The following is a 15,930-nucleotide window of genomic DNA, read 5'->3' as shown; positions in this document are numbered from 1 at the left end:
CGCGCTGAAACGACGCTCTTTCTCGACCTGACGCCGACCTGCGAAGCCCCGGTTTTGACCGCATTGAGGAGCGCCTGTACCTCTGCCGGCCGTTGGTCTCCGCGTTACGGATCATCTCGGGCGAGCAGAACCCGGAGAGCGCGCTGGAGACGTCCGGGATGTTCTCGGGCGGCGCGTGCAGATTGGCTCCGAGAAGCTTCGCGAAGCTTGCACGTTTGCCGCGATCTTTCTCCGACTTGGCATCAGGATAGTGACCCAGTGAGTAGAGTTTCGAACAGTGTCGGTGCTGCTTCGGAACCCGTCAGCGAGCCAAAAACAGCGGCAATGGCGGCTTCCCAACTATCCATCTCGTCACGCCACCGAAGAGCCGCTCGCGCAGCCGGCGGCTGCCATAAGCTCCCATGACTATCATATCGGCAGACGTGTCGATTGCGTGCTGCGCGAGCACCATAGCCACCGGTTTGCCGGCGCTCGCCAGCCGGTCAACCGACACCCGAGCACCGTGCCGAGTGAGATAGGCAGCGATGTCGGCTCCCGGCTCGGCGCCATTTCCGGTGCAGGTCGCCTCCGGATCGACTAGTGCGACACGAACTTCCTCAGCACCGGCTAGCAGATCCAGCGCTTCCCGAACCGAACGGGACGCCTCGACTCGCGAATCCCAGCCGACCAGCACGCGCCGTGGCGACAGAGTCGCCTCAGCGCACTCCGGCACGACAAGCACCGGCTTTCCGGTATCAAACAAGCTGCCGTTGATAACAAGGGGTCCGAGGTTAATGTCGTTGAGAAGTGCGGGGCCGACGATTGTCAGGTCGTTGCAGAGCGCCCGCTGTCGCACCGCATCATCGACGCTGGCCTGATCGCAGTTGGCAATATCGACATCATAGCACCGCCACGTGGCTCTCAGCAGTTTGTGAATTTCCCTGGATGTTTTTTCCAGACTGGCTATGTCCTGTGAAAATGTCTCGCTTTGCCTGTACCGTTTTTCCAGTCGGGCAATGGCCTGTGCGCGTTGCGTAGGCCACGCGGGGATGCCATCGCCTAGCAGCGGAGGCGACATAACGAGCCGCGGAGGCGACATAATCAGTACGGAAAGATACGCGCCGACCTCGGCACACAGGCCGGCTGCTATTCTTACATCCTGATCGGAGTGGTCAGATCCCGTCACACTGAGTATTTTCTTGAAGGCCATCTGACTGCTTCTTTTTAGAGTATGTCGTACCTGTAGGCGCGTTTCGAAGCCGCAAGACTTGCCCTCAGCACGACGGAGATGGAGAGTTCCATCCGTTCGCTATTCAGTCGTCCGGCTTCTCGAGCGAGTAGCCGGCAGACCTGACGGTACGAATGACGCTGCTGGGCGAGGCCGTCTTCAGCGCCTTTCTGATCCGGCTGACATGGACGTCGACGGTCCGTGTACCGATGTGGATATTGTCCGGCCAGGCCGCGTCGATCAGCTCGTCTCGGCTGAAGACCTTGCCGGGATTCTCAAGCAGATGCCGCAGCAGGTTGAATTCGATCGGTCCGAGATGGATGTCGTGGCCATTGCCGCGAACTCGGTGGGCATCGAGCTTCATCTCAAGGCTGCCGCAGCAGAGCCAGCTGCCGTTTTCGATCCCGTTTGAACCCGGCTGTGGCAGCGCGAGCTTCATCCGTAGACAGTCAAGCAGCTTGGCCGGCGCGAAGGGCCGCACAAAGCTCTCGTCAATGCCTGCCTTCCAGAGATCGAGGTGCTGGTTCTCGGCGCCGGGCGCGATCAGGGCAATAACGGGCAGGCCGCCGGTCCGGGGCTCCCCCTTGAGCCGGGCGCAGATTGTAGAGCCTGTCGCGCTTGCTGGCCCGCAGTCCAGCACTACCGCCTGGAGCTCCCGTTCATCGGCCAATGCAAGTGCTTCCTTCACCCCGCCTGCCGGCTCACTCGTAAAGCCGTCCACTCCCAGAATGTGGCTGAGGAACAGATACAACTCAGCATCTTGCGAACAGATCAGGACCAGTGGCTTCATCAGCGCTACCCCAAGAACCAAATCGGCATCGACCGCCTCGGTTGAGTGGGCTGGCCATGGCATGTCCTCAAGGCCTGACATGATCCCTTTGCTCGAAAATCGGTTTCATCACGCCCGTGCCACCTCGGGATGAGCCTCAATGGCTGCGGTGGCATCGCCGGCCAGTTTGGTACCGGCCGCGGCGAGTTTCCAGAACGTCTCGAAGCCGAACCGGTGGACGTCGCGCAGGGTCTTCGACAGAACGACCAACCGCCCGGCCGTGAGAAGCACGCGCCCGAAGCCCTCATGGCTCATCTCCATCATCGGTGATGCCATCAGGCCGGAGCGCTCCTCGATCGCAAGCCCGACGGCGGTGTAAAACATCTCAAGCCTCCACAGCACGTCCGGATCGGGATCGCCGATGATCGGGATCGCACGGCGCTGTTCCCTGGTGATGATGAAGTCGCCCAGCAGCTCGGCCTCCGATTTGCCTTCCCAAGACCCGTGGGAATCATGAGCCCGGACCAGGCGCACGAGGCATTTGACGAACGGGGTGGCAAGGGCCGCCTCGTCCTCGGCGACAGCAGGGCTAACCACGGCGTCAGACATTTCGCCTACTCCTCATTTCAGTCCTCGTCCCCGAAGGACTTTTTCTGTACGGCGACCCCTGCCTGCGCCAGCACCTTGCGAAGCCAAGGGGGAGGACACGTCCTGAGCATCATCTGCGTGCGCAACAGCACCTCTTGGATGGTTTGGGGCTGCGGCACTTTGATCGGATGAATTTTTGCCGAAACAACCTTGGCTGCCGAAGGCCCCCCGATAGCCAGACAAAACAGGAGATGACAGCCCTTCAGCGCCTCCACCTTCGGGGTGATGCGGTCGTCGCCCTCAGTCCGATGCTTCCCGCTCTCGTCGGAAACGTCATCGAAGGCCACGGCTTCCACGAGATTCCACGCCTCGCGCATCACGTCGTAGACAGCAAAGCGCCTGGCCGACCCGAAATGGGCGTTGAGGTTCTTCATGTCCTGCGTGGCGATTGCCACGCGCAATGCGCCGGCTTGGCGTTCCGGCGTCGGTGCGTGAACCTCGTCAGTGACGAGCGAGAGGCGACGAACGGAGCTCATCTGGCATTTCTCGCTTACGGAGTGCATCAAGCGCCTCAGGCGTCGGCGCGTGCCGGTTGGCTTCAAAAATGTTGGCAACCTCGAAGATCAGGTCGCGGGTCCCCTGGTAGAGGATTGTGAGCTTGTGCTGGCTGCCGAGCCGGTCGAAGATCGGGAAGCCGACCCGCATGAGCGGAATGCCGAGGCGCTGCGCCGCCTGGCGGCCGTGGGAATGGGTGACGAGAAGATCAGCGCCGGCGCCAAGAACTTCCAAATCGCCGAGATCGCCGATTTGAACCGACTGCGCCGGTACTTCCTCCAAAATTTTCGACATGTCGGTCGTGGTGACCGCCGCCGCGATTTCGGAGCCCATTCCGATGAAGAAGCTCGCGAGTTGGTAGAGTTGGTCTGGTTCAGCAGCGATCGCAATTTTCTTGCCTCCAAAGTGGAAATGCCCGTCGAGCAACGCGTCCTGCAACTGCGCCCGGCGACGGCGCACCCCAGCCGGCGCCGCCGCGCCCGAAACCGCGGACAGCAGAGAGACGAACCGGTCGGCGTCCTTCAACCCAGTCAGCGACCGGAACAGCACGTAAGGCACGCCGGTCAACCTCTGAAGCAGCTCGGCCGGGCGGCGCATATGCTCACCGATGACGATGCATTGCTCGGCCGTGCCAAGCTCGCGGATATCCTCGATGCTGGTGCCGCCGTAGGTAGTCGTGATCCAGCGGTCGGGCACCGTACCGTCGAGCGAGCCGGAGACGTCCGGCAGAATCACCGGCTTGAGTCCAAAGCTTTCAATCATTTCACGCAAATGCTCGATATCAGCCACAGTGAGGTTCCAGCCAGGCAGGATCACGATCTTCTTCGACTGCCGCGCCTGCTCGCCGGGCCGCGTAATCCTTTCGATCATCGCGGTGACAGCCTTGGCCCAGCCCTCTTCGATCGCGCCGCCGAAATCCGGTGTGTTGGCTAGCACCACCTCCGTACCCGCGAGTTCTTCCGTGCGCTTCAGCCTGATACTGGCGATATCTCCTGCGCAGTCTTCGCCCCGGGTTTCCACCAGCGCCGTCGTGCAGACCCCGATCAGCGTTGGCCTTGTGCGGGCCTTGAGGTTGAGGATCGCCTCTTCCAGATGGTCTGCCCCGCCGAGGATCGTCGCCACCTCGTCCATCGCCGTTGTCTGCAAGGGGATGGCTTCCTTGAAATGCCGCACGAAGAGCACGAGCGCGAAGCTGGTGCACCCCTGGCTGCCGTGGAACAACGGCATCGCGCCGTCGACGCCAAGAAAGGCCAAGGCGGCACCCAGCGGCTGCGATGACTTCAGCGGATTGACCGCCGCCGCTTTGGTCTGGGGAAGGATGCGGACCATCGGCTTTCCTCAACACTCGCCGAAATCGTCGGCCGTCGTGCCGGCGAGTTCCTGGACAGCATGCAAGGTCACGGCCTCGCTTTTCGTGCGCGGCAGTTCCTCCCTCACCGCAGGCTGGCAATCCCATGGTGCCGGCTCCCGCACCTGGCGCCAGATCGGGTTATAAATGGCGAGGTCGATCTGGCGTACGAGTTCCACCATGCCGTCATAACCGGCGTAAGGGTGTTGGCGCTCCTGGTTGATATCGAGCCAGGGTGTCTTGGCCTTCAGCGCGATGAACTGCGTGCGCCCGCCCGACAGCATGATATCGGCCTTGTGTTCTGAGAGCATGGCGTAAAGCTCGCGCGGCGCCATCTGCTCGAACATGTGGTTGTCGTCCTTGAGGATCTGCTTGATGCGCTCCTTGTCTTCGACGGTCGACTTCTTGACAGAGGTGCCGACGATCTCGATCCCGATCTCCATCAGCGCATGGACGACCGACCAGGACTTCACACCGCCGGTGTTGAGCAGCACGCGCTTGCCTTCGAGCCTCGGCCGGTAGGCCGCGAGCTTCTTCCAAGCGATCGCCTCCTCCTCTGCAATCAATGCCTCGGTGCGGCCGAGGATCTCCGGATCGGCACCCTTCTTCACGAGCAGCTGAGAGATCTGTCGGAGTGCTTCCGAGGTGTCGGTGATGCCGTAGAAGGAGCCCTCGAAAAACGGGATGTCCCAGCGCTGCTCCATCCTGCGGGCGAGATTGATGAGCGCGGTCGAGCACACCATCATAGCCGCCCGGGCGCGGTGCGCGCAGGCAATGTCGAAGTAACGCGCGTCGCCCGGAATGCAGGCGCGCACCCGGATGCCGAGCCGATCCAGGAGCGGTTTCACCAGCCAGAATTCGCCCGAGAGGTTGAATTCGCCAAGAATGTTGATGTCGTAAGGGCCGGCATCGTCGGGCTCGACCGTTCCGATGACATGCTCGAGCAACGCCTTGCCTGCAAGCTTGTTGCCGAGATTCTTTGAGCCGACGAAGCCCGGCGCATGGACCGGCACCACCGGCAGGCCGAACTTTTCCGCCGCGCGCTTGCAGACGGCCTCGATGTCGTCGCCGATCAGCGCCGTAACACAGGTCGGATAGACGAAGATCGCCGGCGGCCCATACGCTTCCTTGATCTCGCGGATCGCCTTGAAAAGCTTCCGCTCGCCCTGCCCCATCACAACATCGAGTTCGGTGAGGTCGGTCGTGAAGCTTGTGCGCCACAGGGTTGACCCGGACGAAGCCGCACCGCGGTTGTCCCAGGAATTGCCTTCGCAGGCGAGCGGCGCATGGATCAAATGCGCAACATCGGTGATCGGCTGCAGCACGATCTTGGCGCCATCGAAGGCACAGCCGCCGGCCGCCGCCCCGGGGGTCAGTGGCTTCGAACAGCCCTTTTTGCGCGCCTTGACATCCTTGCCGCGGTTCTGCTCGCAGGCGGGCTCGTTGAAGACATCCTGGATTTTGGCTCTGAGCAAGGACATTGCGTCGGTCTCCAAAGTCCTTCGGGAAGACGACCGGCCAAAGCCGACCGTCACGCTTAGCGGGTGAGGTCATACGAATAGTCCGTCACGCCCGTCTCGCTTGTCTCGCGATCGAGCTTGTCGAAGATCTGGTCGAGGATCGTCGTCAGTACGCGCAGCCCGCCTTGGTAGCCCATCAGCGCAAAGCGATGGTGATGGTGGCGGTCGAAGATCGGAAACGTCAGCCGGATCAGCGGCGTGCCGGTGTCGCGCTCCAGATACTTGCCATAGGAGTTGCCGATCAGCAGGTCCACCGGCTCGGTGAAGAGCAGCGAGCGCATCGCCCAGAGGTCCTTGCCCGCCCAGACTTGAGCATCCTTGCCGAAGGGCGATGATGCAAGCAGTTCCTTCAACTCGGCTTCCCATGCCGAGGTGCCGTTGGTGGCGAGGCAATGGGTCGGCTCGCCGCCCGTCTCCATGATGAAGCGGGCCATGCCGTAGACAAAGTCCGGATCGCCGTAGATGGCGTATTTCTTACCGTGCAGCCAGGATTGGCTGTCCGCCATGGCGTCAACAAGTCGGCCGCGCTCGAGGCGGAGTGCCTCGGGGATTTGCTTCCCGGAAATCGCGGAGACCTCCATCAGGAAGTCGTCGGTCGCCTGGACTCCGAGCGGGTAATGGAACGAGGCAGTCGCCTGCCCTACCCCCTCGCAATACTCCAGTGTTTTTCGGGTGTTGTAATGCTGTAGCGAGAGTGTCGCCTCGGCGTTGAGTGCCTTCCTCACGTCTTCGATCTTCGTGCCGCCGTCGTACATGCGGTATTCGCCGTCCGACGGCGTGTCGAACTGGTCAGAGGCGTCTTGGATGAAGGTATAGGACACGCCTATCAGATCGAGCAGGCGCTTGAGCTCCCGGTTGTTGCCAACGCAAAAGCCGTCGAAACCCGGAATGACGTTGATGGTCCCCTCGGCTTCCGTGCGCTCCTCGCCTTTCCAGAAATGCTCCAAAATGCCCTTGACCGTAACGTCATAGCCGTCGACATGGCTGCCGACGAAGGCCGGCGTGTGGGCAAAGGGCACGTCGAAGTCGCGCGGGACCGAGCCTTCGTCCTTGGCGTTCTCGATGAAGCTGTGCAGGTCGTCGCCAATGACCTCGGCCATACAAGTGGTCGAGACGGCGATCATCTTCGGGTCATAGAGTTGATACGTGTTGGCGAGCCCGTCGACCATGTTCTTCAGGCCGCCGAACACCGCCGCGTCCTCGGTCATCGAGGAGGAAACTGCCGAAGCAGGCTCCTTGAAATGGCGCGACAGGTGCGAGCGGTAATAGGCCACGCAGCCTTGGCTGCCGTGGACGAAGGACATGGTTCGCTCGAAACCCGCGGCCGCGAATACCGCGCCGAGCGGCTGGCAGGCCTTGGCGGGGTTCACGACAAGCGCTTCGCGAGCGAGGTTCTTTTCGCGGTATTCCCACGTCTTGGTGAATTCGCGTTGGTCGGTAACGACCTGATCCGGGTGAGGACATTCGAAATTCAGCCTCTTCTCGGCGAGCATCTGCCTGTATTCCGGCTCGCGGAACAGGGGCGCGTGGTCGAGAACTTTTTCAGCCGACTGCGGCATGGGTGGTTACCTCTTTTCCATCTGGCCGCGCCATACGGCGGCACAGGGACGTCGAAAAGTTTCAGGTCTCCCGCGGACAAAGGGCCACAGGCGTTCAACGGCCTCCCTGGCTTCCGGGAGGCCAGGTTTTCATTCGGCTGCGATCGCCGCCGACGGCTCGGCTTTTTTCTTCCAGGGGGCGTCGTAGAGGTTCCAGACTGGGTTGTTGATGGCCAGATCCATGTCGCGGGCGAAGATGGCGAAGCCGTCGTAGCCGTGATACGGGCCGGAATAATCCCAGGAATGCATTTGCCGGAACGGTATGCCCATCTTCTGGACCGGGTACTTTTCTTTGATGCCGGAGCCAACGAGATCAGGACGGATCCCCTCGATGAACTTCTCCAGCTCGTAACCAGTCACGTCGTCATAGATCAGCGTGCCCTTCTTCACGTAGTGGCCGGTGCGCTGATAATCGTCGTTATGGCCAAATTCGTAGCCAGTGCCGACGATCACCATGCCCAGATCCTCATATGCCGTGACGACGTGACGGGGGCGCAGCCCGCCGACATAGAGCATCACCGTCCTGCCTTCGAGGCGCGGCCGGTACTTCGCGATGACGGCATCGACCAACGGCCGGTATTTGGCGATGACCGCCTCGGCCTTGGCCTCGATTTCCGGCCCGAAATGCTTGGCTATTTTGCGCAGAGAGGCTTCGGTCTGGGAGGGGCCGAAGAAATTATACTCCATCCAGGCGATGCCATACTTTTCCTCCATGTGCCGGCAGATGTAGTTCATCGACCTGTAGCAATGGATGAGATTTAGCTTCGCCTTTGGCGCCCGCTCTATTTCGGCCAGCGTAGCGTCGCCCGACCAGTTGCCGACCACGCGCAGGCCCATCTCCTCGAGCAGGATGCGCGAAGCCCAGGCGTCGCCGCCGATGTTGTAGTCGCCTACCACATTGACATCGTACGGGCCGGCCTCGAACTCGACGCCTTTCTTCTCGAACACCCAGTCGCGGATCGCGTCGTTGGCGATGTGGTGGCCGAGGGATTGCGAGACGCCGCGGAAGCCCTCGCAGCGCACCGGCACGATTGTCTTTTCGTGCTCCTTGGCCTTGTTGCGGGACACAGCTTCGGTGTCGTCGCCAATCAGGCCGATCGGGCATTCGGATTGCACAGTCATGCCCTTGTTCAGCGGAAACAGTTCCTCGATCTCATCGATGATCCGTTCCAGCTTCTTGTCGCCGCCGAAAACAATGTCCTTCTCCTGGAAATCGGAGGTGAACTGCATCGTGACGAACGTGTCGATGCCGGTCGTGCCGACGTAGTAGTTGCGGCGTTGAGACCAGGAATATTGTCCGCAGCCGACCGGGCCGTGCGAGATATGGACCATATCCTTGACTGGACCCCACACCACGCCTTTCGAGCCGGCATAGGCGCAGCCGCGAATCGTCATCACGCCGGGGATGGACTTGATGTTCGATTTGACCTCGCATTCGGAAAGGACCTCGCTTTCCTCGCCAGCCTCGTCGCCGCTCTTTGCGACGCTGAGGTGCTTTTTGCGGCGCTTCGCCGACTTGTCAGGATATTGCGACAGCACCTCCTCGATAAGCTTCGCATGGAGGGCACCGTCATTCTCGTATTCCAGGCTCATGGGACCCCTTTCAAGGTTCAGGGTGACGCCTCACCGACGAGGCGCCGTTCTTTGGAAGGCGCACCAGGTCAGGCGGCGCCTCATGTCGGCAGCGGTCGCTACTGTGCGGCCGCCTTAGCCGCTTCCTTGACCTGAAGCTCGGCAAGCATCTGCTCGTCCGTCTTCATGATGCCGAAGTCGAGCAGCATGTCCTCGAGCTCCTCCATGGTGATCGGGGTCGGGATGGTGCCCTGGCCCGAATTGCCGTGGATCTTCTCGGCCAGCGCCCTGTATTCCCCGGCCTGCTTCGAGTCCGGCGCATACTGGATCACAGACATCTTCCTGAGCTCGGCGTGCTGGACGATGTTGTCGCGCGGCACGAAGTGGATAAGCTTGGAATTGAGCCTGGAAGCCAGCGCTTCGGCGAGGTCGAGCTCGCGGTCGGTTTGGCGCTCGTTGCAGATCAGGCCGCCGAGCCGCACGCCGCCCGAATGGGCGTATTTCAGGATGCCCTTAGCGATGTTGTTGGCGGCATAGAGCGCCATCATCTCGCCGGACATGACGATATAGATTTCCTGGGCCTTGTTCTCTCGGATCGGCATCGCGAAACCGCCACACACCACATCCCCGAGCACGTCGTAGGAGACATAGTCGACATCGTCGTAAGCGCCGTTCTCCTCGAGGAAGTTGATCGAGGTGATCACGCCGCGGCCGGCGCAGCCGACACCTGGCTCGGGTCCGCCCGACTCCACGCATTTGATGCCTTTGTAGCCGACCTTGAGCACGTCCGCGAGTTCCAGGTCTTCCACCGAACCTTCCTCTGCCGCGAGATGCAGGACCGTATCCTGCGCCTTCGCGTTCAGGATCAGGCGGGTGGAGTCGGCTTTGGGGTCGCAGCCGACGATGAGGATTCTCTGCCCGAGGTCGACAAGGGCGGCGAGCGTATTTTGGGAGGTGGTGGACTTGCCGATGCCGCCCTTGCCGTAAAAGGCGATCTGACGCAAACCTGACATGTAGCTTTCCTTCCTTCGTTCCATTCATCGCGGCTGCCGCGACATGAATGCCGGTCGGGCAGCTGTAGCCGCCTCGCACCTAAGGATCTCAAGACTCGTGCCAATTTGGCTGATCGAACCGAAGAATAATTTCGTGGTTGCTTTTCAGGGATTTAGCTTGAGGCCAAAGAAAGGATCGTCGGAACAAGCCGTGTAGCGGACCCGACAATGGCGACACAAAAGCGTCGGATCGCGATCCTCAGTCACCGCATTCGTTCAACCGCATCGTTGTGTTGAGGTGGGCGACCAGCATCTCGCCCTCTAACGTTAATTGCGGGATGCTGCGAACTCTTCTGTTCCGGCGAGCCGACGTGCTTGGTCTCGCGTGTCCTCGTGGACACTGCGCGGAATCTTGCGCGCCACGCTGGCATACGATCGATCCACGGCCATCCATACGGGGCCGCGGGCGATAATTCCGCCATATACCAGCTCAAGGGCGCTCGGCTCACTTATCGGCGCAGGAGTTCAGTATCGGCGTCATCGCCTTCACATGTTCGTCGATCCGCTCGAGCACTTTCGCCGCGACAACGTCGCGCTCAGGCAGATGCCACCAGTGCTCGTTGACGAGTTCGACGGTCTCGACCACTGCCTTGAGGACTGCCGGCTCCGGAAGCCTTGCACGGTTCGCAAATGCTTTCCATCGCGGTGCTGCTAGCGACTTGAACGAGCGCTCCCCTCCAAGCGAAAGCGCCATGGCGTCGGCGGGAATATATGGCACAGTCGACAGGACGTCGTAGATTGGTGCAAGCACCGGCTTGTCGCCGTTGCCGGGATAAATCAAAGACCAGTTCTTCAGGTGCATGTCGCCATTGCCGGTGATGACCGTCAGCACCAGGCGGCGGACGAATTGGAGAGCCGCCGTAGGCGAGGCGGCCATGCCAAGGGCCAAGGCTATGTCGTGATAAGCGGCCCCCTCATATTTGCGCGAGGGATAGACACCGAAGACCTGAGCGAAATCCTCGATGTGTATCCTCTCGCCATCGGCGCCGCGATCGATGCGTTTGACGAGAAGGACCTTGCCCTTCGACAGCGTGTTGAATTCTTCGGGAATATCCTCGAAATCGGACTTCTCGACTAGTTCGCGTTCAGGCACCTCCATGCCGATCGCTGCGGCCAGCGCGAGGTTGGCGAATTCATTTTCGGAAACGCCTGGAAAGGCCTTCGAAGGGAACTTGGCGACGTATCGGCCTTGCTCGTCGTCCATCGGCAAGGTCAGGCCGCCGCCTTTTCCAGTGTTCTTCATGACCGAGAGCTTCATCTGCACGCCGGCAAGTGAGAACCGTGCCTTGGGCTTATCCTTTGAAGCATCCTGCGATACCGCTATCGCGCCGTCACTGGGCAACGCCCGTACGGCTCCCGGCAGATCGGCGCCCAGCGCCGCTAAAAGATCGAAATCATTGCCTGGCCGCACATTGCCTTCGTGGTGCTTTTCCATCGCCTCGCGCAATTTCTCCTCCGGTAGGAGGTTCGCGAAAAAAGTGGGCAAGGCGCCCGCTAGAGGCTTCGGATCTTTCCGCAATCCTCCCGTCGCTGCCCGGAACGACAGGCTGAAAACTGGAAAGCCGCCCGTCGCGCGGTAGGCCTCATCGAAGTTGAAGGCATTGAAATCACCCGGCGTCCTAACGATTGTGCCGATCTTCAGTGCGTTCAAGAGCACCTCCAGCGACGGGATCGTCTTAGGTGCGCGAAAAACTGGAGCCATAATCGTCATCGTCAGGTTGAGAAACAAAGGCGGGTCGATCGTCATCATCATGCGGACGCAATAGAGCCTGGACAGCCGGCACCATGACTTGCGGAACCAGCATCATTTCCAGACCGAGCGCGCGAGCGATATTCATGAGCGTCGTCGCACGCGCCGCTGCGGCTCCCTTTTCGATGTCGCGATAGCGGGGACGGGATATACCCGCCAAGTCAGCGACCTGCTCCTGCGTCATGGCAGCGGCCAGCCTCACCTGCCTGAAAAGCCCACCGATTTCGCGCAGAATCTCCGATTCAGACTCCGTCATGATACGTCTACGATCCATTCCAATGCGCAATGAGACGCCAAGGTATCTCGTCCAGAGAGCGAGTTAAAACTCTGAATCTTTTCGCGTGTCATATATTAGGATAATGATATGCAAAGAGATCAATCCTTCACTCGAGATTTCCCTGCTCTTTAGCGCCGCGCCGAACGGCGTTCCTCCGAGAACAGCTGCTATGGACACCGCCCACCGGCGTTTCTAGCGAATGGGCCCGGTGCGTACATCGCTGCGAAAACGGCCAACTGAAAGAACATTCAGCGAACGGCTATTTAGACCTCGGCGCCGATGCGCCCGACGGTAGCCCTATGAACGCGAAAGAGACGAGCGATTTGAGCTGAAGCCTTTGAAAAGGTGGTGGCGTCCGGACAGGGGCTAAAAGTTTGCCCCTAATGCCAGCACGTCTTAGGGCAATGGATGGGCGGCATCGACGCGCATTGGAAGTCGAAGCACGAAAGCGTTATGCCGTATGCTGAATCATGGCCGCTGATCAAGGCTGGCAAGGACGCCAGGTAGTCATCCCTCCCACTCGTGCGGGAGGGACGACCACCCATGGCCTGGTCTAAGCGGCAGCTAGAAGCTGGTATCCGTCATCATTGCTGTGCTGAATTTGGATCGGTTGCGGCTTCAGTGTGTGCACACTCCGACGCGACAGCTCATCCATTCCAGCTCCGGAGGCTAGATCGAGTTTTTCAATCGCCAAACGCCGGATGATTGTCTCGGCCGACCCATCGATCACAAACTCGCCCCGCTCCCATCGTCCCACTGACTGCTTGTCGTGGTGAACCAGCACAGCAAGCTCAGCTTGAGTATACCCCATTTCTGTTCTCAGAAAACGGAGCTCGTCAGGGCTAATCCCATGCTCGTGTGAGACTATGCCAAGAGCGATTACACGATGAAGTTCATTGACAGCCGGGATGGTGATGATTTCGTCACCTTCATCGTCGTTTACGAAATCAAGACCGCTAATGAAAACGTTCTTCAGTCCGCATTCGGTGTAGTGGTGGCTATTCATCGCATTCTCCATTCAACGTACCTGCGCGGGTAGACGGCTCGTCAACCCACATAACACTAACAATTTTTAGGAAGGTGCCGGTCTTCTCGGGAACGACTATCACTCTCAGAGTTCGGCTATTGCCGTTGGGACAGAGACCTTCTATCGCATATTTTTTGTACGCCGGTCGCGTACTCTCCATGGGCTCCATATCCACAAAGCCATGTTTGAGGACGTACAAAACGTCACCCATGATGATGTTTCGTTCGGCCATACGCTCGATCGCGTGGCGCTTATCGGAAATCGTAAGCGCTTTCGAACGCGCAATGGCGCGTATTTCGTCCGTTGCCTGCCCTTTTGGCCAATCACAACCACGGACTACAACGCCCCCATGCCCGCTTGGTTTCACGTTATATCACCATGATACATTTTAAAAGCGTCCCTTTCCCTTAAAATTTGTAATTTGGTAAAAAATCTCTCCACGATAAAAAAGGGCGCCCTGGGAGGTAAGGGCGCCCTATTTATCACTTCTTGATGTGCGTCACGATATGCGTGTTCGGCTTGCGAACCGCAGTCGTAACAGTCGTGAACCGACCCGAGACCGCACTGCGGCCAATCGTAATCGTCTTCCTGCTCATGCTCATCACCTCCTTTCCGGAGCACGGCGCTCCTAGGGAGACGGGGTGAATCACATGCACTTATGTATCACCATGATACTTTATCTGTCAACGACAGTGGGCAGGAAATCGGCCAGCACCTTCGCCGCCTGCCGGTAGGGCAGCATGCTTCCTAGCCGCGCAGTTCCATCAGCTCCGGTGTCGCTCGATCGGGACAAATTTCCTTCAGCGGCGCGATGGCACCGACCATTCCTGGATGGCATTCCCGGCACAGCATCCATCGGGGATTGCGAACCTCAACGGTGCCGAAGACGGTTCGGATCCGGCGTGTCGTGTAGCCCTTGACCGGTCGCAACGTATGGCAATCCGGGCAAACCCGGCGAAGAAGGGCATACGTCTCCGCCTCATGATTCACGACCGCGTTCTGCAGCGCTGCCATGATCTTCTTGCTATCGCCGATCGACAAGCCGATGTCGCCGTGGAACACGGCTCTCCCAGCTCTTGTCTATGCGGACCTCCTTCCGGCATGTGTCGCCAAATTCGTTCCGGCCCTCGATCGTAACCGTCCACCGCCATCGCTTTGTCTCAAACGATGCTGATGGACTGGTCGAGCCTAACAACCGTGTTTGACCCCAGAGAAGTTACCGGTCTCCTCACGACCGACCGCACATGACTCGGGGTCAATGTGGATCGCTACTCCTTCATTGCAATGGATTTGCACCATCTACTCCCTTCCGGTCTCCCGGCGCACCTTGTTCCGACCCCTTCAGGGGCTCAGCTCGGTCGGCGTGACCGATCAGCCTGGTCAAAGCATCGACATAGCCGTCGAATACGGCTTCACTCTCGGCTGTCCAGTCGGGCATGGCGGGGCGCCTGCCTGATCACGAAGCAGCACCCGAACAAATCCGCGACCAGCGCGAATCCCCCCGCATCCGCGACTTTCTGACTCAGTAAGACTAGGCGCCCGCCGCCACGTGCGGGCGACGCCGGCATCAACCGGCGGGCAGATGCGCCGAGGGCAACAAGCGCGCCTGACGCAACGCCGCCAGATCAGCCGAGCCGGTGCAGAAGCAGGCCACGGCCAACTGGCGGATGACGATCTCGAAATGCGCGACAACCGCCTCGGTGGATACCCTAGCCGCGCGCAGCACGCCGGCCGCCTGCCCGACGATGTTCGCGCCCAGGCGGATGGCCTTGGCCACGTCGACGCCGTCGCGGATCCCGCCCGACGCGATCAGCTTCACCGTTGGCAGCGCCCGACGTACCGCCTGCACGCTGGCCGGGGTCGGAATCCCCCAATCGGCGAACGCCATCGCCACTGCACGGTCGGCGGCGTCGCGGGCGCGCTCGCCCTCCACCGCGGCCCAACTGGTGCCGCCGGCCCCGGCGACATCGATCACCGCCACGCCCGCGTCGACGAGCGCACAGGCCACCGAAGCGGACAGGCCCGACCCCACTTCCTTGGCCACGATCGGCACGCCCACGCTGCGCGCGGCGCGAGCGATCTGCGCCAGGACGCCGCGCCAGTCGCGGTCGCCCTCCGGCTGTACCGCTTCCTGCAGCGGATTGAGATGAACGATGAGTCCATCGGCCTCCAGCGCATCCACCGCCCGGCGCGCCAGGTCCAGGCCTTCGGCCTCGCGCAGTTGCGCGGCGCCGATATTGGCCAGCAAGGGAATGTCTGGGGCCAGGCGGCGCAGCGCGCGCGTCAGTCCCTGGGAGTTGCGGGATTGCAGGCTCACGCGCTGCGAACCGACGCACATGGCGATCCCCAAGGCTTGCGCTGCCTCGCTCAGATGCCGGTTGATGGCCTCGGCGCGTGGCATGCCGCCGGTCATGGAGCTGATCAGCAGCGGCGCGCGCATGGTCTTGCTCAGCAGCGAGGCGCGCAGGTCGATCTCCGTCAGGTCCAACTCGGGCAATGCGCAGTGTTCGAAACGGATGTACTCCCAGCCGGCGGCGACCGTGGCCGGCGCCGTTCGCTGATCCAACACGATGTCCAGATGGTCGTCCTTACGCCGGCTCAGGGCGGTGTCGCTCATGCTCGCTGCATCCGTGGCATGGGGCGACGGCGTTGCGTCGGATCGGACCG

15 protein-coding genes are annotated in these 15,930 nt (G+C 60.7%); all 15 read right to left on the bottom strand.

The window, feature by feature from the left end; all coding sequences use genetic code 11:
• Positions 1–301 precede the first annotated feature (301 nt).
• On the bottom strand, positions 302–1,189 hold the full coding sequence (locus tag NKJ93_RS23890) for a universal stress protein (RefSeq protein WP_352591480.1): 888 nt from the start codon (positions 1,187–1,189) through the stop codon (positions 302–304).
• 103 nt (positions 1,190–1,292) lie between these two features.
• Complete coding sequence (locus NKJ93_RS23885) at positions 1,293–2,078, bottom strand: response regulator transcription factor (RefSeq protein ID WP_352591477.1); 786 nt, start codon at positions 2,076–2,078, stop codon at positions 1,293–1,295.
• Between the two features lie 27 nt (positions 2,079–2,105).
• Complete coding sequence (locus NKJ93_RS23880; protein ID WP_352591474.1) at positions 2,106–2,585, bottom strand: NifX-associated nitrogen fixation protein; 480 nt, start codon at positions 2,583–2,585, stop codon at positions 2,106–2,108.
• A 17-nt stretch (positions 2,586–2,602) separates the two neighbouring features.
• Positions 2,603–3,100, bottom strand: coding sequence for a nitrogen fixation protein NifX (nifX, locus tag NKJ93_RS23875; protein WP_352591471.1), 498 nt, complete (start codon positions 3,098–3,100; stop codon positions 2,603–2,605).
• Positions 3,066–4,448: a nitrogenase iron-molybdenum cofactor biosynthesis protein NifN gene (nifN, locus tag NKJ93_RS23870; protein WP_352591468.1), complete on the bottom strand. Its 1,383-nt coding sequence runs from the start codon at positions 4,446–4,448 to the stop codon at positions 3,066–3,068. The genes nifX and nifN overlap by 35 nt, the downstream gene beginning before the upstream one ends.
• 9 nt (positions 4,449–4,457) lie before the next feature.
• Positions 4,458–5,948, bottom strand: a complete 1,491-nt coding sequence (nifE, locus tag NKJ93_RS23865; protein ID WP_352591465.1) for a nitrogenase iron-molybdenum cofactor biosynthesis protein NifE — start codon at positions 5,946–5,948, stop codon at positions 4,458–4,460.
• A gap of 56 nt (positions 5,949–6,004) precedes the next feature.
• Positions 6,005–7,546: a nitrogenase molybdenum-iron protein subunit beta gene (gene nifK, locus NKJ93_RS23860; RefSeq protein WP_352591462.1), complete on the bottom strand. Its 1,542-nt coding sequence runs from the start codon at positions 7,544–7,546 to the stop codon at positions 6,005–6,007.
• A 129-nt stretch (positions 7,547–7,675) separates the two neighbouring features.
• Positions 7,676–9,178 carry a nitrogenase molybdenum-iron protein alpha chain gene (gene nifD, locus NKJ93_RS23855; RefSeq protein ID WP_352591459.1) on the bottom strand — a complete coding sequence of 501 codons (1,503 nt, stop codon included), beginning with the start codon at positions 9,176–9,178 and terminating at the stop codon, positions 7,676–7,678.
• 98 nt (positions 9,179–9,276) lie between these two features.
• Complete coding sequence (gene nifH, locus NKJ93_RS23850; RefSeq protein WP_023706403.1) at positions 9,277–10,170, bottom strand: nitrogenase iron protein; 894 nt, start codon at positions 10,168–10,170, stop codon at positions 9,277–9,279.
• Between the two features lie 484 nt (positions 10,171–10,654).
• Positions 10,655–11,911, bottom strand: a complete 1,257-nt coding sequence (locus NKJ93_RS23845) for a type II toxin-antitoxin system HipA family toxin (protein ID WP_352591456.1) — start codon at positions 11,909–11,911, stop codon at positions 10,655–10,657.
• A complete protein-coding gene (locus NKJ93_RS23840) occupies positions 11,886–12,215 on the bottom strand; it encodes a helix-turn-helix domain-containing protein (protein ID WP_352591454.1) in 330 nt (109 codons plus the stop codon). Before NKJ93_RS23840 ends, NKJ93_RS23845 begins: the two co-directional genes overlap by 26 nt.
• Positions 12,216–12,789: 574 nt before the next feature.
• The gene (locus tag NKJ93_RS23835) at positions 12,790–13,242 is read right to left on the bottom strand and encodes a helix-turn-helix domain-containing protein (RefSeq protein WP_023706400.1); all 453 of its coding nucleotides are present in this window, start codon (positions 13,240–13,242) and stop codon (positions 12,790–12,792) included.
• Positions 13,235–13,630, bottom strand: coding sequence for a DUF4258 domain-containing protein (locus NKJ93_RS23830; RefSeq protein WP_352591452.1), 396 nt, complete (start codon positions 13,628–13,630; stop codon positions 13,235–13,237). The genes NKJ93_RS23835 and NKJ93_RS23830 overlap by 8 nt, the downstream gene beginning before the upstream one ends.
• 380 nt (positions 13,631–14,010) lie before the next feature.
• On the bottom strand, positions 14,011–14,325 hold the full coding sequence (locus tag NKJ93_RS23825; RefSeq protein ID WP_352591449.1) for a hypothetical protein: 315 nt from the start codon (positions 14,323–14,325) through the stop codon (positions 14,011–14,013).
• Positions 14,326–14,830: 505 nt separating this feature from the next.
• Complete coding sequence (fni, locus tag NKJ93_RS23820) at positions 14,831–15,880, bottom strand: type 2 isopentenyl-diphosphate Delta-isomerase (protein ID WP_352591446.1); 1,050 nt, start codon at positions 15,878–15,880, stop codon at positions 14,831–14,833.
• Positions 15,881–15,930 lie beyond the last annotated feature (50 nt).

The organism is Mesorhizobium sp. M0028 (assembly GCF_040323855.1).
In the GTDB taxonomy this organism is placed as follows: domain Bacteria; phylum Pseudomonadota; class Alphaproteobacteria; order Rhizobiales; family Rhizobiaceae; genus Mesorhizobium.
The sequence above is the reverse complement of the archived record's forward strand: the minus strand, read 5'-3'. Positions and strand labels throughout refer to the sequence as shown.